We start from the raw sequence: 22,608 nt of genomic DNA, 5'->3' as shown, positions 1-22,608 counted from the left end.
TATGCCCGGAAGGAAAATACGGGCACGGCATCCGCCGTTATTTGGGAATTCGGATGTAATCCCCAAACGCTTTCTCTTCCTTTTACATATCATGCTAGTAATGAGGACAGGCGAAATAACGCAGTCTATAGGCTTTTTTTCATCTATTCCATGGTTCAGAGGAGGTCAAGCGGGATGACCAATACGAATGTGTTCAACCAGTCCAATGGCCCTTTATTTACACAGCTGACCAACACATTTGCGGCCCCGGGAATTGGAGCAGCTCCAGACACCGGTGCGGCTGCGGCAGGCAGTTTTTTCGCCCTGACCACGAACAATACATTGATCCCCTCCAACCAAAATCTACTTCTGCAAATTTTGAATGCAGCAGGTAGCGGCAGAACGATACGCATTGCGAGCCTCTCAGGAGGGACAACAGCAGCAGCTACACTCGTAGTCTATTCCGGCGGAACCGTGACTGTCGGCAGCACACCCGCGCCTGTCAATACACTGCTGGGCAATGCCAATACCAGCATCGTAACAACAAGGCAGAACACAGGCACACTTGGTGGAACCTTCACAAGCCTGCTCAGTATCCCGCTCACTGCAGGCCTATATGCTTTGGATTTGAATGGCTCCATTGTTGTTCCCCCGGGACAATCGTTATCCATTAGTTTGGGCATTGGTAATCAGACCGGAGCGATAAACCTGTTTTGGTGGGAATTCTAACCGGATTTCAGATCAAAGGTGGTGCACAACGTGCCAAATAATAATGTGTTTAATCCATTAAATCGCCCCGTCTATACGTCGAATACAAACACATATATCTCGCCCGGTATTGTTGCCCCACCCGAGAATAGTGCGGGCAGCACAGGTAACCTGTACAATGCAGGTTCCACTAACTCCACCACACTGGGGTTGCTTGGAGGGAGCGTAACGGCCACTTTGCAACTCGCCAATCCAACCGGAAGCGGCAGAACATTGTATGTTTCCCGTTTGTCTGGTGGAATTACTGTTGCGCTCAATCTGCTGTCCTCGTTCAGCGGCACGTTGACCCTGACTGCAAACGGTACACTCTCATCGCCAAGTACACTTACAGCCGTAAACAGCAATCTGTCCAGCAGTAACACAAGTGTTGCTCTTGTTCGATTTTCTACAGCAGCCCCATCCGGTGCTACCGCTATCATGTCCATGCCTCTGCAAGTTGGTCCATTTCAATCCAACGAGTTCGGTAAATACGTGATCCCTCCTGGTCAGGCCATAAACCTGTCCGTAACCGGATCACTCACTGTTGCCGGCTTGTTAGCCTCCACAACGTATTTCACTTGGTGGGAAGTGTGATAATCTATAGCCGTGCCTCTGTGCAGGCCAAGGAACAGAAATAGCCACATTCGGATGAGTGCCGAATGCGGCTATTTCGTATGTCAGGATATGGAACGATCCAAACAAGCAATTTAGGAGACGCCTTGCTGTGCAGATCCCACCTTTTCACTCGAAGTGGATCTTCTGTTAAGCGACCACAACATACGCTGGAACAGGATGCCTGTCAGACCAATGGCTAGCGTAGCCAGACCGATCATTTGAAAAGTCGGACTTGGTCCCGCCGAGCGGATAATCGCACCGCCTGCCAGCGGGGCAGCGACCAGCACAACGCTGTATAACGAGTTTTGAATGCCGAATACACGTCCTACATAGTCAGGAGAGGTCTCTTTTTGCAGCAAATAATTCATCGTGACCATAAACAGTCCATTCCCCAGACCTGTACACAGGCCCAACATAATAATCCATGCCGTCGACGTATCCGGACCAACCCAGCCGAGTCCCGCAATTCCGGCCCCAATGAGAAAGTAGCCGCCGCCAAGCCCCCACCCGTACCCTAATCTCGGCAATCGGTTTAACAGCAAAATGATAAACACTGCTCCCGCACCTACGGATGAACCGAGCCAGCCGAGCATAGATTCATTACCTGGCTTGATTTCCCGAAACAGAGTCGTAAATTGATATTCGACCATTAGAATAGACATGAGGCCAAGACAGCCAAACACGATGGTATTCCTGACTGTGTGGGTGTGGCGTAAATACTTCCAGCCCTGTTGCCACTGCTTGAAGAAAGTCTCGGGTTCCTTCTGATTCTCTTCGTTATGCTCATCGGTTACTAAAGCTTCTTTCTTCTCTACCAAACGTCGCAAAGGCCATAATACAGCGCCAGATAACAGCCGAGCACTCGCATTGATCAGAATGCAGATTTGTGGAGAGAAAAAGGCCAATACAACCGCACCCAGAAGGGGGCCTGCTATCTTGGCACACTGATTCACAAACCCGTTCAGTGACGAGGCTTGGAACAGCTGCTCCTCTGCCACGATCTGTCGTGTCAATGCCTGCTGGGCAGGAACGTGAAACACACTCATCATCGCACGCAGAGCCAGAAGTGGCAGCAGCCATGCCGGGCTTGGTGCGAATAAAATGCCCACCGTTAGCGCAATGGTAATGCCATCACAGAGAATCATAATTCTCACTTTATGCAGCCGATCAGCGAGAGCACCAGCTACCGACCCAAATAAGATACCCGGTACAGCCATACAGACAGGGATCAGCGCGATAATCAACGGATCGGCTCCCCATCGGTAAGCCACCATGATTTGAATCGCGAGCGCATCGAACCAATCGCCAAAGGTAGCGAGTGCGTAAGCCATAAACAGACGCACAAACTTAAGATTAGTCCAGAGGCTTTTTGAGCTTTTGGTAGCAGATTCACCAGATGAATTATCTGGTGTAGATGAAGGAAATACGTCGTTTCTTGCTGAGTTCACTGGACGAGATGGATTCTCTACATTCGATAAGTGGGGTTCTTCCGTCCTTGATGATTGTTGCTTCATACTTGATTTTCCTCCCTTGATTACAACCAACTTGTAAGATGGATTGCTCCTTGGCTGTAATCATAGAGGGGTTATGTCAGAGGAAGATCAGAGGATTTGGAATCCGTTGATAAAAAGTTAATAATGGTATTTACGATCTGCTGCCCATATACAGGAACACCATACGACTTACCGATCTCTGTATATATCTGCTGATATTTATTGCGAAGTCTTCCCGGGGTTCGATGGTGATCTATATACAGGAGGATCTGATAGGCTGAATTCAGATATAACGGAGCATTGAGCGACATCTTTAATACATCCAGACCGTCATCCATTCGTAGTTCTGCCTCTCGCACCCGTCCCTGTCGAAGTAGCCATAAACCCTCCATCACCTGAAAACGACCAATTTCTCGCAGGTAGGGAGCATCCTTTAATTCAGATCGTAGCGCAGCCAGTTGTTTCTCGGCAGCTTCTCCACTCCCACCCCACAGTTCAACCGATAACGCGGCAAGACCTACGGGTAATTTGAAATAAGTCAGCTGTTCTGCTTCCATTACCCGATATGTCTCTTCCAGCAGCCTCTTGGCTTCCTGATACTGTCCCGTCTCCGCGTAGATATCAATAATATTCAGAATGCGCAGTTCCTGACGATACTCGGCGGGCAACACAGGTGATTGGATCGCTAGCCTGTACAATTCCAAACTATCGGCTGGCTTAATGAGAGCATGCACATAGATCAATAGCCAGTACAAGCGCTCTTCCAAAGGGAAGTCATCTGTGCTCGTCAGCCACTCCAGGTCTCCCTGAATAAAATGCATATACAATTGGTAGTACGGTGAAATCTTCAAGCCAAGTGCTTCCTGCTGGTGAACCAGCATCTGGATTGAATTTCCCTGACCGAACAGATGATATTTGCGAAGCAGTCCATGAATCACTTCCTGCATCTCTGGATCATGAACCGAAGGATTAGAAGGCAACATCGATTTATTCTCCCGTAAAGCAAGCCGATATCCATAACCACGAACCGTATCCAGACTGACTTCATCCCAGCGCTTCAACTTCTTACGGAGACGATAGATGTGATCATCTACGGTGCGCTCCACCGGATATTCTAGCGGCCAGACCCGATCCAGCAGTTGGCTGCGTGTGAAGGCCTTATCTTTGTTTTCGTACAGAAAATGCAAAAGCGCAAACTCCTTCGCCAGCAAGCGAATCGAATCCATTTGCTTAGATACCGTATAGGTTCCCTCATCAAATTGAAGAGACATTCTCGTTCCTCCCTTGTGTGCCCTCATATATGTCATACGTAGATCAGCAATCTGCTTTATCTTTTTTTTCTAATGTATCTATGTATCTCTCAAGTATTTTTCCAATTCTCACTCTTCAACAACATACCATAAAAAAAGCCCCTTGCGATAACGCAAAGGGCCCTGTTTCTCAAGCGATAGTTGTGGATGTGACTTCACATGAATTCAACCTTATCCCAATACTACGCGGTCATCCGCCATTTTTTTGCCGCTGATCCGCTCGAATTCGCCGAGCAGTTCCGGCACCGTAAGTGTGCGCTTACGCTCTTCACTGACATCGAGGATGATTCGTCCTTTGTCCATCATGATCAGGCGGTTGCCTAGGCGAATGGCCTGTTCCATATTGTGCGTTACCATCAGCGTGGTAAGTCTCATCTCGCGGACAAGGGTCTCTGTCAACTCGGTAATCAGCTCTGCGCGAGATGGGTCAAGCGCCGCTGTGTGTTCATCCAACAGCAAAATCTGTGGCTGAGTGAAGGTTGCCATCAACAAGCTGAGCGCCTGGCGCTCACCGCCCGACAGAAGACCCACCTTGGCATTCGGGCGTTTCTCCAGCCCGATTCCCAGTTTCTCCAGCTGCGCGTTAAAGATTTCACGTCTCGCACGGGTCACACCAAAACCAAGTCCGCGTCCCTTGCCGCGTTTGTACGCCATTGCCATATTCTCTTCAATGGACATATGCGGGGCGGTTCCAGCCATGGGGTCCTGAAAGACACGACCGATCCAACTGCTGCGTTTATGCTCTGGAAGATTTCTGATTGAACGGTCGTTGATGAGCACGTCACCCATATCCGGCTTCATGACACCTGAAATAATGTTCATCAGGGTCGATTTCCCAGCTCCGTTACTGCCAATGACTGTTACAAAATCACCCGGATTCATGATCAGATTCACACCAACCAGAGCTGTTTTCTCATCCGTTGTGCCCGGGTTGAACAGTTTGGTGACTTGTGTAATCTCTAACATGTTACATGCCCCCCTTTGCCTGTTGGCCGCCGGAACGCATCAGCTCTTCGGTCCGCTTGCGGGCAAGACTTCGCTGTTTCATGGAACGCTGCATCGTCGGGAAGACGAGTGCAATAATAACGATAACGGCAGTGATCAGCTTCAGATCAGATGTATCGAACCATTCCACCTGCAAGGCAAGTGCAACCACAATCCGATAGATAATGGAACCGACTACAGCTGCCAGCGTCGCCCAGAATACCGTTCTGGCACCCAGAATTGCTTCGCCAATAATGACGGAGGCCAGACCAATGACGATCATGCCAATGCCCATTGTAATATCAGCAAACCCGGATTGCTGAGCAATAAACGCACCAGATAAGGCTACCAGCCCATTAGACAGACTGACACCAATAATGGTTGTTACATCCGTATTCGCACCAAAGCTACGAATCATGCGTTTGTTATCCCCTGTAGCGCGAAGCGCGAGTCCGATATCTGTTTTCATGAACAGATCAAGCATGATTTTAAATACCAGCACAACAATAATGATAATGATCATGACATGTTCGCCTGAAAATGGCGTTTCCACGCCCATAATCGATTTATTCGGTGCGCCAAGAATACGCATGTTGATTGAATACAAAGCGATCATCATCAAAATCCCGGACAGTAGTCCGTTAATTTTGCCTTTCGTATGCAGCAGACCCGTGAGAGCTCCAGCAATCATGCCGCCAGCCATAGCTGCCAAGCAGGCCAGCCAAGGGGAGTAATCATTGGAGATCATGACCGCCGCAATAGCGCCTCCTGTTGTAAAACTTCCGTCTACGGTAAGATCGGGGAAATCCAAAATGCGAAACGTTATATACACACCAAGTGCCATCAGTGCATATAACAGTCCCAGTTCAATGGCCCCTTCAATGGAATTCCAACTTATACTCACACTGCTTCCTCCCTGTCTATCTCTCTATCTGAAAAGAATGAGGCGAACCCAACTGCACGTTCGCCTCACCTCCATCTGCCGAAGTATTGTTTTACTGTTAGGTACTCAATAAATCAATCTGGCCGCTGATTCATTGGTTCATTATTGAATAATATTGTTTGCCTGATCTTTCACTTCGGCCTTCATCTCATCCGTTACTGTAATGCCTTGAGCTTCAGCTGCCTTCAGGTTCAGGATCAGATCCAGCTTGTCCGGAACAGTCACCTTCATATCGCCCGGTTTGGTTCCATTTTTCAAGATGTCCGCAGCCATCTCACCGACTTGGTAACCGTGGTCATAATATTTAAATCCTACGGTTGCAAAAGCACCCTTCTCTACCGTATCCCGATCACTGGAGAAGAACGGAATTTTGTTGCTATTTGCCGTCTGAATGATCGTATCCACAGCACTTACTACAGAGTTGTCGAGTGTAATGTAGAATGCGTCGACTTTACCAACCAGCGAGTCTGTCGCTTGTTTAACTTCCGATGTATTGGTTACTGGCGCTTTAACCAGCTTGATGTTATGTGTTGCCAAAGCCTTCTCGGCATTGTTAGCCATAACAACTGCATTCGGCTCACCTTCATTAATGACCAATCCGACCGTCTTCACATTCGGCAGATTTTTAGCAATAAAATCAGCCAATTGCACGATTGCCTCTGGGTTCGTATCCGATGCACCGGTTACATTGCCGCCCGGTTTGTCCATGTCACTCACGAGCTTCGCACCCAGTGGGTCCGTCACAGCTGCAAACAAGAGCGGCTTGTCCTTCACTTGTTGTGCCAAAGCCAGTGCTGATGGTGTAGCAATCCCGAGTACGAGGTCGTTTTTGGAATCACCCGCAATTTTCTGGGCAATGGACAGGTTATTCGTGGAATCCCCTTGCGCATTGTTATAATCAATCTTGAGGTTTTTGTTCTCTTCAATGCCGGCATCCTTCAGAGCAGCGATGAAACCTTCACGTGTAGCATCCAGCGAGGGATGTTCCACAATCTGGGAGATGGCAATCTGGTAGGATTTCTCTGCGCTTCCGCCCCCTGTTGTGCTGTCTGAACCTTTGGACTCCGAGCCCGCACCACTGTTATTTCCGCAACCTGCCGCTACAATCATCGAAGCAGCCATCATCAATGACATCCAAAACTTCTTTTTCATCTGTAAGAACCCCTCTCCAAATGTTAAAAATGTGGTCTTCCCGGTTACACTCCATCTTGTTTCCCCTCAGGTACGATAGAGCGGAACAAAACAAACGCTTCAACGCATTGTTGCTTTGATCGACAAAAGCAGACAAATCTAGACTTTTGGCATGCGACTGAAGTCCATGCCGTGTTGCTCTTTTATTGTTTTCCTAATATTAAAGGGCATCCCGGCTTCCGTCAATGGTTGAACCGCTTCCATTTTTGTTTCACTCAGATTCGTGATAGAAAACTTTACATTATCAAAAAAAGACAACCCCAAATAATGGGTTGCCTCATTTTTTATATCTACTTTAATCCATAAGCATCGATCTAATACGTTATCTCCATCTACAATTTAAATTTCTCAATCTGTGACCGCAGTTGCTCTGACATATTAGCAAGTTCCGCTGATGAGGAAGCGACTTCCTCCATAGAAGCCATTTGTTGCTGTGCCGCTGCGGAGACATTTTCAGTCTCTGCTGCTGTCTCGCTAGCCGAATCAGCAATGAGGCGAATAGAGCCCACCAGGCTTCCCGTTCCAGAGACAATCTCCTCTGCCGCCGCTGTGACACTACGGATACTGTCAGCGACCTGTTCCACGGACGAGCGAATATTCGTAAACAGCTCACTTGCCACTTCGCCCGCCTGTTTGCCTTGAGCAGCCTGCTCAACGGTTTGCTCAGAAGCACGAAGTGTACGCTCAATCTCCACCTGAATGCGCCCAATAAATCCAGCAATCTGCTCTGCGGATGCAATCGACTGTCCGGCAAGATTACGAACTTCATCGGCCACGACGGCAAATCCCCGGCCAGCCTCACCAGAACGTGATGCTTCAATTGCCGCATTCAGAGAGAGGATATTCGTTTGCCGGGCGATGTTGCTGATTACACCTACAACCTCACCGATAGAGGTGGACAAACTGCTGAGGTTCTGGATCGTACCGGACAACTCACGAATGCCATACTCCATCTCATCCATCTTCCTACCCAGATCATGCATCGCTGTAGATCCATCCGTCGCGAGTACATTCGCTTCCGAAGCAACGGTAGATACATGAGAGCTATGTTCTGCGACACCATTAATCTGCATCGCAATATTTTCCGCTACATCGCTACCATCTTGTACACTTGACGTTTGACGCTCCGAGCCCTCGGCAACCACCATAATAGCCTCCGTAATGCTCTGTGATGCATTGGAACCTTGCTCAGCACCTACGGCTAACTGTTTGGCAGAATCGGTTAATTGTCCGGAGAGATCCGAAACATTCGTCATCAACTGATGTAGTTGCTCACTAGATCTATTAAATGAATGTAGGGCTGTGCTAATATCCGTTTTCCCTTTTACAGGAATGCGATACGTCAGATCGCCTTGTGCCAGTAGATCAATCCCGTGTGTGAGTTGACGAATGGGCTTTACAATTTTTGTCGCGATTAAAATACTGAGTAACAATGCTGCCGCAACGATAATGATTCCTACAGTTAGTACAAGTACGAGCAGATCATTAACCGGTTTTGAAAATTCACTCTCATCCATATATGTAACAACAACCCAGTTCAGTTCTGTTTGAGTCATGTACCCCAATCTTTTAACACCATCTATTTGAAAATCAAATGCAAGATAATTGCCTTTTACCGCTTCAGCAAATGCTTCATTCATATGGGTGTTACCCATATCCGTAATATTACTATTCATAATCTTCGTCTCATCTGGAGAATAGATAAAGATTCCACTCGCTGTCGTCAACACTGCTTGTCCCGTGTTGCCGTGCTTAAATGCAATTACATCTTCGACCAATTCATTAATCTGATATCCAGCTGTATAGAAACCAACCGGTTGACCATCTTTCATAATCGGCGACCCAATGGCAACGCCAAGTTTATTATCTACTACAGAAATCAACGGTTCAGAGACATACGGACGACCCGCCTGAATTTCTTTTACATAAGGCCGGCTCGATAAGTCATATTCTTTACCTGCCGCGTCCATCGCAAACTGTCCTGTTACATCAGGTGAATACAGAATCGTAGTAAACTCAGGATGTTGTTCTTTTAAACTGGAGAGAAATTGCATCTGTTGCTCTTTATTGTCCTCCATTGATGCACCTTGCTCGGCAATCATTCTAACGACGGTTTGTTGCTCTTTCATTTTGATATCCATTTCTTTGGCCAGCAATTTCGTATCTAATACGAGCTGTTTCGTTGAATAACTTTTGACCTGATTCGATGTAGGAACATAGAAGGTAACCGAAAGGACCGCAACACAGACAATAACAATGATCAGGGAAGACAACATGATTTGTCCTGCCGTTTGCCTTAATGAACAAAATGTGAGTATTGAACGAAGAAAACCTGATTTTTTCCGAGCCATAACCTATCCCCTTTTTTTTAGAAGCTATAATTTTTATATTATGTATATCGGTATAATCACGAGTGTTTTTAATCCGAAAAATACCGCTTCTAAAAAAAGTTTTGGATCATAATTCATATAACAAGAAGTTTAACTCACATATGTTCATAATGAGATATGGGTGTGTTTATTCATATCAGAGTGAATAAACGTGTATAAAAACTATGTACAAGTGTTTTTTTAGATAAAAAAAAAAGACTGCTTCGACAATTCGAAACAATCTTATAAATGACCGGCTATGATGACTTCCCCGATACCTCACGAATCTGGTACTTGCACTTCTTGCCGCCATCAGCATAACATTCAGTGCGCTCGACGTCCGCTTGCAATAGGGATCGAAATAGCTCCAGCTCACAACGACAAGCCTGCTTGTACACACTCGCAACCTGCACGATTGGGCAGTTCAGCTCGGTGATGACATACGTACCATCTTCTTCGATAGATGCATCGGCCATATACCCGTTGGCATTCTGAATTCGTGCCAGTTCCTCGACACGTCCGGCGAGATCATGCCCCTCCATCTGCGGCAAGCCGCTGCGAAGCAACTTGTCACGGCGACCTTCGAAAAGGGCATCCACGACTCCACTGCCTGCCGTATCAGACAGTTCATCAAGCAGTTCCAGCGTTAGAGAAGAGTACGACTTCGGGAAATAATTGTCTCCTCGATCCGTCAGATGATATACCGAGGAGGGACGTCCTGCTGTTGCACGAGCCTCACGCACCTCGATCCAGCCTTCCTGCTCCAGTGCTGTCAGATGGCGACGAATCGCCATTCCGGTCAGCCCTAGCTCGGCCGTGATTTCACGAGCCGTCATCGTTCCTTGCTGCTTCAGCATGAACAGAATCCGTTCACGCGTTGTACGTTCTTCTTCACGCTTCATGTTCAGCACCTGCTCTCCTGCTTATGCCTGTACGGGCGCTGCCTCCCGGCAAGCATCCGAGCAAAAGCGGTTATGCGTCTCTTCGCAATCCTCACAGCAGACATGCTGCAGGTTGCAGGTCGGACAATTAATATATCGGTCATGTGTCGTACCACAGTGATAACAGCTGGCGATAACAATATCCTCATCGGTACGGTTGATCGGTACGGAAATCCGCTCGTCAAATACATAACATTTGCCATCAAACAGACGTCCCTGTACTTCGGGATCTTTCCCGTAGGTCACAATTCCGCCTTCCAGTTGGGCAACATCCTGGAAACCTTCCTTGATCATAAATCCAGTCAGCTTCTCACAGCGGATACCGCCTGTGCAGTACGTAATGATCGTCTTGTCTTTCATATCGCCGAGATTCTCGCGAATCCACTCCGGAAATTCACGGAATGATTCGACATCCGGGCGGATCGCACCGCGGAAATGACCGATCTCATACTCATAATCATTGCGTCCATCAATGACGATAACGTCATCCCGTTGCAAATGCTCATGAAATTCCTTCGGTGAGAGGCGTTTACCGCTAATCTCATTCGGATCAAGTTCATCGTCTACGCGGAAAGTCACCAGTTCTGCTTTGTGACGCACAAAGATTTTTTTGAACGCATGCTCTTCCACATCATCAATTTTAAACACCATATCCTTGAACAGCGGATTGGCATGCATGTCCTTCATATATTGCTCTGTCTGCTCCGGTGTTCCTGATACTGTGCCGTTGATACCTTCGGAAGCAATCAGAATACGGCCTTTCACCCCTAGGTCTTTGCAGTATTGCAGATGCTCCTGCGTAAACGTCTCGGGGTCTTCGATCTTCACGAACTTATAATATAAAAGCACGCGATACGCGCTGTTACACATGTATATCACCTGTTCCTCTTCCATGTTGTTGGCCGGTTCCTCCGGCGAGCCACCTACATTGCACCCTGACTTGCAGAAAAAGAAAAGAAACAGCCGCCCGAAACATCGTCTCGAACTGCTGTCTAACCATTCGACTTTATATTCCTGCATACTAGTTTATCGGAAGCGCAAGGACTTAGTCAATATAAATGTATAGAAAGGCATGAAAGATATGGAACACGCCTTCCACGCCGCCACTATACTTTGAATTGGCATCTATTCCGAAATCGTAATAATCGAGGTCACAAAGTGATATTTTTCATTCTCCATCACGGATTGTGACAGCAAAATTTTGTTCCCCTGCGGGCTCCAGGCTAACGAATCAGCCACATTGTCCATCTCTGCGGAGATCTGGAATTGCTCTGCCGATTCCGTGTTGGAAACAAACAATCCTTTTTCGTTATCCTTATCGGAATTAATCGTGTACGCAATCTTGGAGTCGTCACCCGACCAGCTTGTGCCGAAAATCTGCGTGCCTCTGGCGAGTGTGGCCTTCTCATTACCTTCCAGATCGGTGAGCACCAGCGCCCGTTTAGTATCCGCTGTTCTTTTTACAATCGCAAGCCTTGTTCCGTCGTTCGAAGGGATAACCCACTCCACGCTTTTGAGCACCTGTTTGACTTCCCCCGTCTTCGCATCATAGGTGTTCAGTTGACCGTCTTCTCCGGTAATGTAATAGATCATGTTGCCCGACACCTTGATGCTGCGTACATTAAAGTTTCCCGTCTCTACCAATACTTTAGTGGTGCCGTCCAGTGCAGCCGAGATCAGATCTCCTTTCATATTGGAAAAAACAACATGTTCATTATCGAGCCAGGCACCTTCCTGAACAAATCCATCCTCTTTACCCGCAGCAACCGCTTCTCCGCTCTTCAGGTTCAGAATGAAAGGCCAGCCTGTCGTTTCCTCCGTCTGCCAGTAGAACAGATGCTGTCCATCCGGCGATACCTGCGGTGCTCCCAGGTTAACCTCGCTCTCTATAAGCGGTGTATCTGTGCCTTTCGTCAGATCATACATGTACAGGTTGTGCGGATAACGTTCCTCTCCCTCTACACTAACAGGTTTCATGGACGTGTTTTCTTTATCTGTCACAATCGAACTCTCGCTCAACCAAGCGATTCCGCGCATATTAGGTAATTTATCTATTTTCTCAAGTTTGAAATTCTGGTAAACGGACGTGTTCGTGTTATCTTTGACCGTAATGTCTGTGCCTGTTTTTGCACCTTGTGTATTGCCAGACGGCTCTGTGGTGCTTCCACAGGCAACAGTGGTCAATAACGCAACTGCCCCCAGTGCTCCAAACGTGACTTTCATCCATTTCATCATGTCGTGATCCCCCTCAGTTACTTATGCTATACACCCATCATAAAGCCGGCATACTTCCAAAGTTATTCAGACTTGTTTCCAACTTGTAAACTTGTATCTATGTCTTGATCTACAAGCGGGAATACAAGTTGAAATGTCACGCCTTCTTGATGCGCTGGATCGCTCGGTAATAAAGTAATCGTTCCGCCCTGTTTCTCAACAAACTGTTTTACGAGGGATAGACCGAGTCCGGTTCCGCCTGTTTTGCGAGCTCTGTCCTTATTGACGGTGTAAAAAGGTTCAAAAATCTTCTCCCGTGCCTCTTCAGGGATCGGCGTACCTGAGTTATAGATGCGAATTACCGCCTGATGTTCCTCTGTACGCCGCTCATTCTCCACTCGAATGATGCCTCCAGGAACGTTATATTTGATCGCATTGTCCAGCAGGTTGATGAAAATGTGCATCAGACTTTCCCGGTCACTGTGAATGACGGCAGGCTCCAGATCGAGCTCCATGTTCAGTGCAAACTTTTCAACCTTACCTCGCATTCGTCCGCAAGCGTCCGCAAGTAATGCACCGATCTCCACATCCTCCGCCTGATTCTCGAAATCATACTTTTCCAGCGCGGACAGGTGCAGTACCTTCTCCACCATTTCATATAATCTTTCGGTTTCTTTCCCGATATTATTCGTCGCATCATCCAGCAGTTGTGGATCATCCTTGTACATATTTAAGAGCTCCACGTATGCCTTGATGGACGTCAGTGGTGTCTTGAACTCATGACTGATGTTGCCGATATATTGCTTCTGCTGCTGCTCCAATGCTTGCAACTTCTCAATCGCCAGTTGCAGTTTCTGCTGCTCGGCATGCATGGCTGCAATATTTTGCTGAATAGACGTGCTCATATAATAAATCCCTTGTCCCAGCTCGCCTAGTTCATCCTTACGTTTGACCGGGGATTCGGTAATATAGTTCCCTTCTTGAATGGAGGCTGCTGATTTCTTCAATCGGGTAATCGCTACAGCAAAACGGTTGTAGAACAGATAACCTAGAATGAAACTAAGCGCAACCACCGTGATGCCTGCCCATAAGAACAATTGAAGAATCCGCGCGTAGAAGTCCTGATAACTCTGCACGGAGTATTGAATCCAGATGGCACCAATCTGTCCCTCCGGGCCGTCCAGCGGAGCGGCATAAAACAATGTCTCTCCCTGCTCGTGATAGGCAATTTTATTCTTCAATGCGTAATTCAGAGTCTCCTGAACGAGTTCATTCTCACTTGGCGCAAAAGAAGCTCCCACTTGTTTGCCACTCATGTCATATAGTGCAATTGGCAGGCCTGTTGAGTCAGAGAGAGCTTGCGCCAATCTACGTCCATTTTGCTGCAGGAACTGTTCCGGCTCCTGACGAATGGCCTCCGTATAATATGCCTGGCGCACATTCAGATTAATGAGACGCGTCTGTTGCGCGAGAGTACGCTCTACCTGTGATTGCTGATTAAGCTCAATGCCTCGGAGTACGAGGGAACTGAGCACAACCACCGTGAGGATGAGCAATGCGGCCAGAAACACGCTGAATTTTAGCTTGATGCTAACTCTCATACCGTTCCGCCTGTTTCAGGAGCAGTTGCCTTGTACCCAATACCGTATACCGTTTGCAGCATTTGCTGATCGGTATCCCCGATTTTTTTGCGCAAACGCTGGATGTGAATATCTACCGTCCGTGTCCCCCCTGCGTACTCCATGCCCCACACTCGATCCAGCAAATCATCCCGTGTGTACACCCGTTCCGGATTGGACATCAGAATGGTCAGCAGGTCGAACTCCTTGGGCGTTAAATCCAGCTTCTCTTCACCTACCGTCACAGTGCGATGAGCAACATGAATACGCAGGGTTCCATTGACAATTGCTTGGCTCTTGGAGTCGTCCTGCGGTGGGGTACTGCTTTTCTCTACCCGACGCATCAGTGCCTTCACGCGGGCGAGCAATTCGCGGATTTCGAACGGTTTGGTCATATAATCGTCTGCGCCCATTTCAAGACCGACAATTTTATCCACCAGTTCGTTCTTGACGGTGAGCAAAATAATGCCGATATCCTCCCGATCCTCCAGCCTGCGGCAGACGCCATATCCGTCCAGTTTGGGCATCATCACATCCAGAATCATGACTTGAGGATGGAACAAAGCCACCTTCTCCAAGGCCTCTTCGCCATCATTCGCTGTCTCTACTTCATATCCTTCACGCCGCAGTGCGTACGCAATGGCACTGACGATGCTGGATTCATCATCCACAACAAGCACTTTACTATTCATCGGATTCATCCTCTTTATCTGTGTCATTGGTTTATGCGTTTATGTTAACAAGTTCGCGATCATTACGCGATGAAAATTTGGTTGTTCGCATTACCGTATGGATACCTCGCAGTAGGTACGTTGCTCTTCTTCTTTTATACCCCAAAGACGGCAAAAAGAGCCGTTCCACCGATGGATTGGCTCAAAATTTCTCTAATACATGTGGACTGTAACGATGAAATTGACTGATAATATTTAAACTCTAATCATCTTTGTTGGTACCTATTGAACTTACGGATTTCTTCTTCGGAAAGACCGGAGGCTTTCACAATGGCGGACATGTCCACTCCAAGGGCTAACAGCTCACGGGCCATCTCTTGTTTACCTTCCCGTAAACCCTCCAGCCTACCTTTGGCTGTCCCTTCTGCCCGCGCTCCCTCAATCATGGACTTTTCATCGCTCAGGGCCTTCATACGGGCATCATACGCCATACGGGTAGCGGCATCATGACTCAAAAATTCCAGCGTATCCATCGCTTTCTTCAACATCGGTTCATTCATCGCCAGCACCTCCCAGTTTGATATGTCGATCCCTTTCAGAAATAACAGCCAATTCACAAGTCCGCCCTTCTCCAGCGGAATAGGGTGTTGCTCCAGCTTCGTTAACTCCATCACATGGATTTCAATGTCATCCGTCAGGCTAATCCCTGTGTGGTCTTCCCGCAAATGAAACACATTGTGGTAACGTTCATTATCCAAACAGGAGTAGTTCAAAATGTTAATAGTCACACACTTTTTAAGCAGATTATAGTTCTCACCCTTTTTAATCTGGTGGAAGTACATCTCACTCCAATAGAACAGTGTGCGCTTCTCCATATGGTACGGGTTGAACAGCTGCATCTCAATATTAATGAGCTTTCCTTCGACCGTCTTCGCCTTAATATCCAGAATGGACTGCTTATCCTCTGGACTATCTTTATCCGTGTACGTGTTAATAACCGTAATCTCCGTTAAGGGAGCCTCGCCAGTTTCAATAAACGTGCTGTTCAGAAAAGCTAACAAAACATCTTTATTTTGCTCACTTCCAAAAATGCGTTTGAACACAAAATCTACCCGTGGATCAAGCAGTTCCGCCACACATCATCAGCTCCATTCTTCACCAGCATTATACCATAATTCCCATCCTTCCTTTTGTTTAAAAATAATGAACTAAAGTATTTACACAATCCACTCCGATGACAGAACAACCTGGAGAGTAGCGATTATCCCCAGATTTTTTCGATTCCCTTCTCCAAAGGGGAAAATCCGGGGAACAGCGTATGCTTCCGATGTAGCTTTCTTGCAGAAAGCTTTCAGGCGACCGCTCCGCTTTTTCAGTTTTTTTCTGTCCTCTCCGTTAACGTGTAAATGAACAGCTCAACTTATATAGCATCATTTGATTATTCATTCCTCAAACGACAAATTTAACGGCTCGTCCGACATCTCATATTCCGTCTCCATATGCGTCACAGGTGTGTTTAGATCCACCTCTTCGAAGCGGAAGCTGTCCACCCAGACCTTTCCTTTTCCGTTCAGAATCACCCCAAATGAAATCACTGCACTCTCTGCTGGTACATCCAGTACAATGCTGTACTGATTCCATGGCTGCGTACCGGTAATCGGCCGGTCATGCATATTATCAAACTGCAGTACATCCTGCACCTGATTATCCACACGCATCCATAGTCCGCAGAATGCTTCTACACGATCCGTTTTAACAAATCCCGTCAACTTCATTCGTTTACCTACATACTTGTCTGCCTTGAACTGTTGCATCATCGTAGCAAATTCATTTGGTTCCATCGGTGTAACGGCCTTCAAATACCCTGAGGCCTTGCCTTGATGTACCTCGGCAGGATCAAGTCCCATCTCATAGTTTTGCGGGTGACTCCCTGTTAACATCCAACCTTTGATTGCCGTTGTAGTATTCATCTCTATTTCTCCTCCTCTGGTTTTCCCAGTGAATAGTTTAAGATCAAATAATTTGCGAAACCGCCCAGGTGGCATCCCATACATTTTGCGAAAAGCCCGAGTAAACGCTTCCTGACTTTCGAATCCGCAGGCCAGCGATATGTCCAGAATCCCTGCATCCGTAGAACGCAGCGCGGTGGATGCCAGACTCATCCGCCGATGGCGAATGTAATCAACCACCGTCATGCCCACCTCATCCCGGAATACCCGGTGATAATGATAAGGCGATAATGCCGCCTTGGAAGCCACGTCTTCCAGCCCAATCTCTTCATGCAGATGGTTCTCGATGTAGAACAAGCTGTCCTGAATCATCTCCTGATATCGACTCAATTGAAGATGTCCCCCTTCCATATCCTTACTATACGTGTTCACGAAGGAGCCGTTTTGATCATTTTTGCGGAAAATAAAAAAAGAAGAGCCTGATCAGGGACAACCATGTCCCTAACCGACTCTTCATAACTCTCATTTAAATGTGCTTCTCGGCCAAGTACAGCCAGATCAGACTGCCGGAACCGGCTGTACACCAGTCTCTTCTTCTTCATGCTCTACCAGCTCGTGTTTCTCCCAAGCACGGCTCTTCCAGCGGAAGTACATAATGACCGCACGTGTCCATTCATCCGCAGCAATGGCAAGCCACACGCCTGCCAGCCCCATATTCAACTGGAACACCAGCAGATAGCCAAGAGGCAGACTCATGCATACCATAGAGATCAGGCCCATGTATACCGGGAATTTCGCATCCCCTGCAGCACGCAGGGAACCGATAATGACGATATTACACGTACGCCCGGTTTCAAGCACCAGACTGAGCAGCAACACCTGTGCGCCGAGCCTGATAATCTCCGGATTTTCCGTAAAGATGCTCATCAGTGGCACGCGGAAAATGATGATGATCACGTCAATCGCAACGGTAGCCAGAAGCGCCCACTTTACACTGTCGAATACACGTTTGTACGCATCATCCTTGCGCCGAGCACCGACAAGCCGGCCAACGATGATAGATGTTCCCATGCCGATCGCCATACTGAACAGATAAATGTAGCTCGAAATGTTACCTGCATATTGTTTGGTTGCCATCGCTTCCGCGCCCAAATAGGTCACGTACAGCGTGAATACGAGCTGGCAGGAGTGATACACCATCGATTCCATCGCAGAAGGAATACCAATGCGCAGAATTTTGCCAATAAAATTTTTGGACAATTTAATGTAATATTCAAAATCGACACGAACCTCGCTTACACGATACAAGAGCCAGAAAAAGATCAGCAAGCAGACGAAACGGCTACCTACCGTCGAGATCGCTGCCCCTTCCACACCCAGCTTCGGCAAGCCGAAATGTCCAAAGATCAGAGCATAGTTACCAATCACGTGGATGACGTTCATAAATACGGACACATACATCGTTTCCTTGGTATAACCGTGTGTACGAATCGTTGCCGCCAGTGCATTAATGAGGGCCTGCAAGAAAATTCCGCCCCCGACAATGCTGATATAGGAACGAGCATAATCATAAATTTCACCTTGTATATTCAAAAGCGACAGCAAGTGTCCACCAAACACCAGGAAGATCACACTCAGAATCAATCCAACCGCAAGGTTAAGCGTGATGGCATTACCTGTAACCTGAGCTGCTTCAGTCAGCTTTTTCGAACCGATATATTGGGCTACAACAATCGCAGCGCCATGTCCAATAACTTCGAGTACAAGAATCGCAATGGAAATAATCTGGTTGGCTGCACCCACCCCGGAGACGGCATTATCCGATACCGAGCTAAGCATGAGCGTATCCACGCTCCCCATCAACATAAACAAGAAGAGTTCCAGGAATATAGGCCAGGTTAACCGAATCAGCTTCAGATCCTGGGCATCTGAACGGAGAGACTCTTTGGTCGAGGATATTGCTGTCATTTTCTCACCTTTCCAACGTTTGCTTTAATTCATAGGGTATGTTAGCACAGGTGGTTTGAAAATGCAGTAGTTTTGCGAAAATAATTGAAAGTTTTTTGAAATTCCAGAAATAGGAATTATACCGTTTTCATAAAACACGTCTCGCTACTCCTTTCGAGTGGCGCTCGATGATGCCCCCAGGACATAACAAAACCCTCCCAGCACGCGTATTAAGCGATTAGTGGGAGGGCTATATTCTCTTACGTTTATAATCAGTGGAAGCACTGGCAAGCAATTAGCCTTTGACCGAACCAGCCGCAATCCCTTCGACAATTCGTTCACTCAACACCAGGAACGCAATCAGAATCGGCAAAATGCTGATCATCAACGTTGCACCAATGGCACCCCAATCGGTAGTGTACTGTCCAATAAAGTTCTGAACCCCGACGGTCAGCGTTTTGTATGCATCCGAACTAATGAAGGTGTTCACAAAAATAAATTCATTCCAGTCATAGATCATGTTAATGATCGCGGTTGTTGCAATGACCGAAGCCGTCATAGGCAGTACAATGCGGAAGAAGATGCGGTTCACCGAGCAGCCATCCATCACAGCGGCCTCTTCTACCTCTCTCGGAAGCGCATAATAAAATCCCAGCAGAATCATAATCGTAATCGGCATATTAAATGCAATGTAAGAGAGTATGACCGATAACGGATGATCGGTGAGATTTAACTTCAGAAACAGACTGAACAACGGAATCAGCGTAGAATGTACCGGGATCATCAGACCCACCATGAACAGTCCCAGCACCAGTGAACGTCCCTTCCAGCGCATGCGTGTGATCGCAAAGGTGACGAGACTTGCAAACAGCACCGTGAACACCACTGAAACGACCGTAATCCATACACTGTTGAAAAAATATAAGCTGATATTGCCTTCCGTCCACACCTTGACATAGTTCTCCCAACGCGGCGTAGCCGGGAGCGCAAAAGGAGCCATGTCGAATACTTCCTGATTATTTTTCAGTGAAAATAACAGCAACCACACTAAAGGCAAAATCTGAAGCAAAGCCACCAGAGACAGAAGCACATATAACAGGACGTATCCAAGCCTTCTCGCCCATACCGGGCTATGACCTGTCTCCGGGCCAACGGGTAACCGAACAGCCGGTTCCATCTTCAACGGGATGACCTCCTTTCATTATAAGTAAGCGTCAGGAATATTGAATTGTATCTTTGGATGCGGTTGCCTTACGCAGTAACCATGTCACAACCAGACAGATGAGAAGCAGGAAGAAACCTACCGCACTGCCGTATCCAAAGTCAAAACTGCGAAACGCCTGACGATACATGTAGGAGGCCATGACTTCACTGGAGCCATTCGGACCGCCATCTGTCATGACATAGATGAGGTCAAAATATTTCAGTGAGCCAACCACGGCGAGCACCACGGTCACTTTAATCACTTCCGTAATGAGCGGCAGCTTAATCCGGAAAGCAATCTGCCACGGGTTTGCACCATCAATACGCGCAGCCTCGATGAGTGATTCAGGGATATTTTTGAGTGCCGCGTAATAGATCAAAATATAGAAACCTGCATACTGCCACAGAATCGGAACGAACAATGCATACAGCACCAGTGATGGCTCCGCCAGCCAGGCTGGCGGATTGCTAAATCCGATGGCTTCCAGAAAGCTGTTCAGTACACCATTACTGGGGTGATAGATCTTCAGCCATAACTGGGCAATCGCAACGGATGACAGCAACATTGGAATCAGATATATTTTGCGAAAAAAGTTTGCACCCTTGATCTTGCCTGACAGCACGAGTGCAATCATCAGATAACCGATGAGACTCAGCGCAGAGAACAAGGCTAATAAAAAGGTATGATTCGCACTCTGCCAGAACGTACTGTCCTGAAGCAATCTGGCGTAGTTATCCAAACCTATAAACGTCATTGCCCCAATTCCATCCCACTGCATCAAACCGTAATAGCCCGTAAGTACAATGGGGATGTAGACCAGAACCAGGAGCAGAAGCAGCGCAGGAAGCACGTACAGCGCAGCCACCAGGCGGTTCGACATGACTTTGTCCAAGACGTATTCCTCCCTTCAAGCGTTCAAACATTCATATGGTGTACGTGTCGGTGAGGTCTACATCAGTTGCCTTTGTCGATCGCAGCCTGATGATTCTTCACAAAGTCTTCCGGTGTTACTGCTTTACCAAACAGTGCCTGAATCATATCGAGATGCGCCTGAGCAGCAGCAGGTTTCATCTGCACATCTGCAAAGAGGGTCAGGCTGCTCGCCTGATTCAGCTCGTTCAGCAGATCGATGTATAGTTGTGGCAGCTGTACAGCAGCGGTATCCACTTTAGTTGCTGGAATGACTCCAGCTTCAGTCACCGAGCTTTCGCCCCATTTTCCCACAAAGTATTGAATGAATTTCTGCGCTTCGTCCTTCACTTTCGAGTTCTGAGCCGCAAACAATCCTACGCCCGGTCCGCCTACCCAGCTGTTAATGTCGCCTTTGCCGCCGTCAATCGTCGGGAATTTGAAAAATCCAACCTTATCCTTGAAGTCCTGCGGAATGTCCGGGTTCGTTGTAAAGTTTGGCAATTCCCACGTTCCCATCAGATACATAGCCGCTTTTTCATTCATGAATTCGGATTTGCCCTCATCGTTGGACAAGCCGTTAAAACCTTTGTTGAATGCATTCATATCCACCAGCTTCTGCACTTCAGCCGCAGCCTGTGTCAGTGCCGGATCATCAAACTTACCGGAGCCGTTAATGGCTTTCTCCAATGCATCCCCGCCCACACGATTCGCCAGGTACATGTACCAGAGTGACCCCGTCCAGCGGTCCTTGTTCCCCAGTGCAATCGGCACTTCACCGTTATCGGTCAGCGTCTTCACCACGTTCAGGAATTCATCATAGGTGGCTGGTGTCTGCAAATTATATTTTTCAAATATCGTTTTGTTGTAATAAATAGGAGAGATATTCAGCTCAATCGGCAGTGCATACGTTTTACCGTCTACCGCGTAAGCCTCGGTCGTTCCGGCGATAAACTTCTCGCCCAGATCCCCTTTAAGCAAATCATCGAGTGGTGCAAACAGGTTACCCTTCACATAAGGCTCCAGGAATCCCGCAGCCCAGGTTACGCCCACATCGGGAAGTTCATTGGAAGCAGACAGAATTTTCAGTTTGTTTTTGTATTGTTCATTCTCCAGCACTTCCTGCTTGATCGTCACATTTGGGTTATCGGTCTGATACTGCTGGATAATATCGTTGACCAGCTTGTTCTGTTGTGCGGAGCTGCCTGCAGGCCATAGATGCATGAATTTCAGAGTAACCTTGCCATCTCCGCCACTGTCACCGCCGCCTTCATTACTACCGGAATCATTGCCCGCCCCGGAACCTGCATTGTTGCATCCAGACAAAATGACAGCCAGAATCAGCGTCCATGACAGGATCATAGCCAGTGTCTTTCTTTTCATATTTCCAACCCCCAATAGTGGAATTTCGGTTTTTGTAACCGCTTTAATAAAAGTGTAGCATGGGCATCATCCGCCTATAAGGGTAGAATGATTTGGAAAAACTCCACTATTTTGAGTATTCATTCCCTTTTTGTTGAAAG

Annotated in this window: 19 protein-coding genes; 2 read left to right on the top strand and 17 right to left on the bottom strand. The window is 47.4% G+C overall.

Annotated features, from left to right (window positions below):
- Positions 1-174 precede the first annotated feature (174 nt).
- Together BLQ13_RS15625 and BLQ13_RS15620 are read left to right on the top strand one after the other, a co-directional pair.
- The gene (locus tag BLQ13_RS15625; RefSeq protein ID WP_090921659.1) at positions 175-708 is read left to right on the top strand and encodes a hypothetical protein; all 534 of its coding nucleotides are present in this window, start codon (positions 175-177) and stop codon (positions 706-708) included.
- 30 nt (positions 709-738) lie between these two features.
- A complete protein-coding gene (locus tag BLQ13_RS15620) occupies positions 739-1,320 on the top strand; it encodes a hypothetical protein (RefSeq protein ID WP_090921658.1) in 582 nt (193 codons plus the stop codon).
- Positions 1,321-1,433: 113 nt separating this feature from the next.
- Here the strand turns inward: BLQ13_RS15620 and BLQ13_RS15615 are convergent, their stop codons facing one another.
- From BLQ13_RS15615 to BLQ13_RS15535, 17 genes are all read right to left on the bottom strand, one after another.
- Positions 1,434-2,855: an MFS transporter gene (locus BLQ13_RS15615; RefSeq protein ID WP_090921656.1), complete on the bottom strand. Its 1,422-nt coding sequence runs from the start codon at positions 2,853-2,855 to the stop codon at positions 1,434-1,436.
- Between the two features lie 71 nt (positions 2,856-2,926).
- Positions 2,927-4,105: a winged helix-turn-helix domain-containing protein gene (locus tag BLQ13_RS15610; protein WP_167375753.1), complete on the bottom strand. Its 1,179-nt coding sequence runs from the start codon at positions 4,103-4,105 to the stop codon at positions 2,927-2,929.
- 210 nt (positions 4,106-4,315) lie between these two features.
- A complete protein-coding gene (locus BLQ13_RS15605) occupies positions 4,316-5,110 on the bottom strand; it encodes an ABC transporter ATP-binding protein (protein WP_090921652.1) in 795 nt (264 codons plus the stop codon).
- 1 nt (position 5,111) lies between these two features.
- Complete coding sequence (locus BLQ13_RS15600; protein ID WP_240036800.1) at positions 5,112-5,972, bottom strand: ABC transporter permease; 861 nt, start codon at positions 5,970-5,972, stop codon at positions 5,112-5,114.
- Positions 5,973-6,173: 201 nt separating this feature from the next.
- Positions 6,174-7,223 (bottom strand): ABC transporter substrate-binding protein, encoded by a 1,050-nt coding sequence (locus tag BLQ13_RS15595; protein ID WP_090921648.1) that lies wholly within the window; start codon positions 7,221-7,223, stop codon positions 6,174-6,176.
- A 371-nt stretch (positions 7,224-7,594) separates the two neighbouring features.
- Positions 7,595-9,613: a methyl-accepting chemotaxis protein gene (locus tag BLQ13_RS15590; RefSeq protein ID WP_090921646.1), complete on the bottom strand. Its 2,019-nt coding sequence runs from the start codon at positions 9,611-9,613 to the stop codon at positions 7,595-7,597.
- A gap of 275 nt (positions 9,614-9,888) precedes the next feature.
- Positions 9,889-10,533 (bottom strand): helix-turn-helix transcriptional regulator, encoded by a 645-nt coding sequence (locus BLQ13_RS15585; protein WP_090921644.1) that lies wholly within the window; start codon positions 10,531-10,533, stop codon positions 9,889-9,891.
- 21 nt (positions 10,534-10,554) lie between these two features.
- A complete protein-coding gene (gene trhO, locus BLQ13_RS15580) occupies positions 10,555-11,442 on the bottom strand; it encodes an oxygen-dependent tRNA uridine(34) hydroxylase TrhO (protein ID WP_090921769.1) in 888 nt (295 codons plus the stop codon).
- A 255-nt stretch (positions 11,443-11,697) separates the two neighbouring features.
- Complete coding sequence (locus BLQ13_RS15575) at positions 11,698-12,807, bottom strand: TolB family protein (RefSeq protein WP_090921642.1); 1,110 nt, start codon at positions 12,805-12,807, stop codon at positions 11,698-11,700.
- Between the two features lie 62 nt (positions 12,808-12,869).
- Positions 12,870-14,387 carry a sensor histidine kinase gene (locus BLQ13_RS15570; RefSeq protein WP_090921640.1) on the bottom strand — a complete coding sequence of 506 codons (1,518 nt, stop codon included), beginning with the start codon at positions 14,385-14,387 and terminating at the stop codon, positions 12,870-12,872.
- Positions 14,384-15,097: a response regulator transcription factor gene (locus BLQ13_RS15565; RefSeq protein ID WP_090921639.1), complete on the bottom strand. Its 714-nt coding sequence runs from the start codon at positions 15,095-15,097 to the stop codon at positions 14,384-14,386. Before BLQ13_RS15565 ends, BLQ13_RS15570 begins: the two co-directional genes overlap by 4 nt.
- Before the next feature lie 245 nt (positions 15,098-15,342).
- Positions 15,343-16,212, bottom strand: a complete 870-nt coding sequence (locus tag BLQ13_RS15560; protein ID WP_090921636.1) for an Rpn family recombination-promoting nuclease/putative transposase — start codon at positions 16,210-16,212, stop codon at positions 15,343-15,345.
- Between the two features lie 306 nt (positions 16,213-16,518).
- Positions 16,519-17,436 (bottom strand): helix-turn-helix transcriptional regulator, encoded by a 918-nt coding sequence (locus BLQ13_RS15555; protein ID WP_090921767.1) that lies wholly within the window; start codon positions 17,434-17,436, stop codon positions 16,519-16,521.
- Positions 17,437-17,583: 147 nt separating this feature from the next.
- On the bottom strand, positions 17,584-18,993 hold the full coding sequence (locus tag BLQ13_RS15550; RefSeq protein ID WP_090921633.1) for an MATE family efflux transporter: 1,410 nt from the start codon (positions 18,991-18,993) through the stop codon (positions 17,584-17,586).
- Between the two features lie 274 nt (positions 18,994-19,267).
- Positions 19,268-20,149: a carbohydrate ABC transporter permease gene (locus BLQ13_RS15545; RefSeq protein ID WP_090921765.1), complete on the bottom strand. Its 882-nt coding sequence runs from the start codon at positions 20,147-20,149 to the stop codon at positions 19,268-19,270.
- Positions 20,150-20,186: 37 nt separating this feature from the next.
- Positions 20,187-21,068, bottom strand: a complete 882-nt coding sequence (locus BLQ13_RS15540; RefSeq protein ID WP_090921632.1) for a carbohydrate ABC transporter permease — start codon at positions 21,066-21,068, stop codon at positions 20,187-20,189.
- Between the two features lie 62 nt (positions 21,069-21,130).
- Positions 21,131-22,468 (bottom strand): extracellular solute-binding protein, encoded by a 1,338-nt coding sequence (locus BLQ13_RS15535; protein WP_090921630.1) that lies wholly within the window; start codon positions 22,466-22,468, stop codon positions 21,131-21,133.
- Between the last annotated feature and the right edge of the window lie 140 nt (positions 22,469-22,608).

The sequence above is a fragment of the Paenibacillus polysaccharolyticus genome (genome assembly GCF_900102085.1).
GTDB classification, from domain to species: Bacteria; Bacillota; Bacilli; order Paenibacillales; family Paenibacillaceae; genus Paenibacillus; species Paenibacillus polysaccharolyticus.
This window is presented reverse-complemented; position numbering and strand designations above follow the sequence as displayed.

Excerpts from the sequence above, each read along its gene's own strand:
- BLQ13_RS15625 (WP_090921659.1), top strand. The coding sequence starts at position 175 with ATGACCAATACGAATGTGTTCAACCAGTCCAATGGCCCTTTATTTACA.
- BLQ13_RS15615 (WP_090921656.1), bottom strand. The coding sequence starts at position 2,855 with ATGAAGCAACAATCATCAAGGACGGAAGAACCCCACTTATCGAATGTA.
- BLQ13_RS15610 (WP_167375753.1), bottom strand. The coding sequence starts at position 4,105 with ATGTCTCTTCAATTTGATGAGGGAACCTATACGGTATCTAAGCAAATG.
- BLQ13_RS15605 (WP_090921652.1), bottom strand. The coding sequence starts at position 5,110 with ATGTTAGAGATTACACAAGTCACCAAACTGTTCAACCCGGGCACAACG.
- BLQ13_RS15600 (WP_240036800.1), bottom strand. The coding sequence starts at position 5,972 with ATGGCACTTGGTGTGTATATAACGTTTCGCATTTTGGATTTCCCCGAT.
- BLQ13_RS15595 (WP_090921648.1), bottom strand. The coding sequence starts at position 7,223 with ATGAAAAAGAAGTTTTGGATGTCATTGATGATGGCTGCTTCGATGATT.
- BLQ13_RS15590 (WP_090921646.1), bottom strand. The coding sequence starts at position 9,613 with ATGGCTCGGAAAAAATCAGGTTTTCTTCGTTCAATACTCACATTTTGT.
- BLQ13_RS15585 (WP_090921644.1), bottom strand. The coding sequence starts at position 10,533 with ATGAAGCGTGAAGAAGAACGTACAACGCGTGAACGGATTCTGTTCATG.
- trhO (WP_090921769.1), bottom strand. The coding sequence starts at position 11,442 with ATGTGTAACAGCGCGTATCGCGTGCTTTTATATTATAAGTTCGTGAAG.
- BLQ13_RS15575 (WP_090921642.1), bottom strand. The coding sequence starts at position 12,807 with ATGATGAAATGGATGAAAGTCACGTTTGGAGCACTGGGGGCAGTTGCG.
- BLQ13_RS15570 (WP_090921640.1), bottom strand. The coding sequence starts at position 14,387 with ATGAGAGTTAGCATCAAGCTAAAATTCAGCGTGTTTCTGGCCGCATTG.
- BLQ13_RS15565 (WP_090921639.1), bottom strand. The coding sequence starts at position 15,097 with ATGAATAGTAAAGTGCTTGTTGTGGATGATGAATCCAGCATCGTCAGT.
- BLQ13_RS15555 (WP_090921767.1), bottom strand. The coding sequence starts at position 17,436 with ATGGAAGGGGGACATCTTCAATTGAGTCGATATCAGGAGATGATTCAG.
- BLQ13_RS15550 (WP_090921633.1), bottom strand. The coding sequence starts at position 18,993 with ATGACAGCAATATCCTCGACCAAAGAGTCTCTCCGTTCAGATGCCCAG.
- BLQ13_RS15545 (WP_090921765.1), bottom strand. The coding sequence starts at position 20,149 with ATGGAACCGGCTGTTCGGTTACCCGTTGGCCCGGAGACAGGTCATAGC.
- BLQ13_RS15535 (WP_090921630.1), bottom strand. The coding sequence starts at position 22,468 with ATGAAAAGAAAGACACTGGCTATGATCCTGTCATGGACGCTGATTCTG.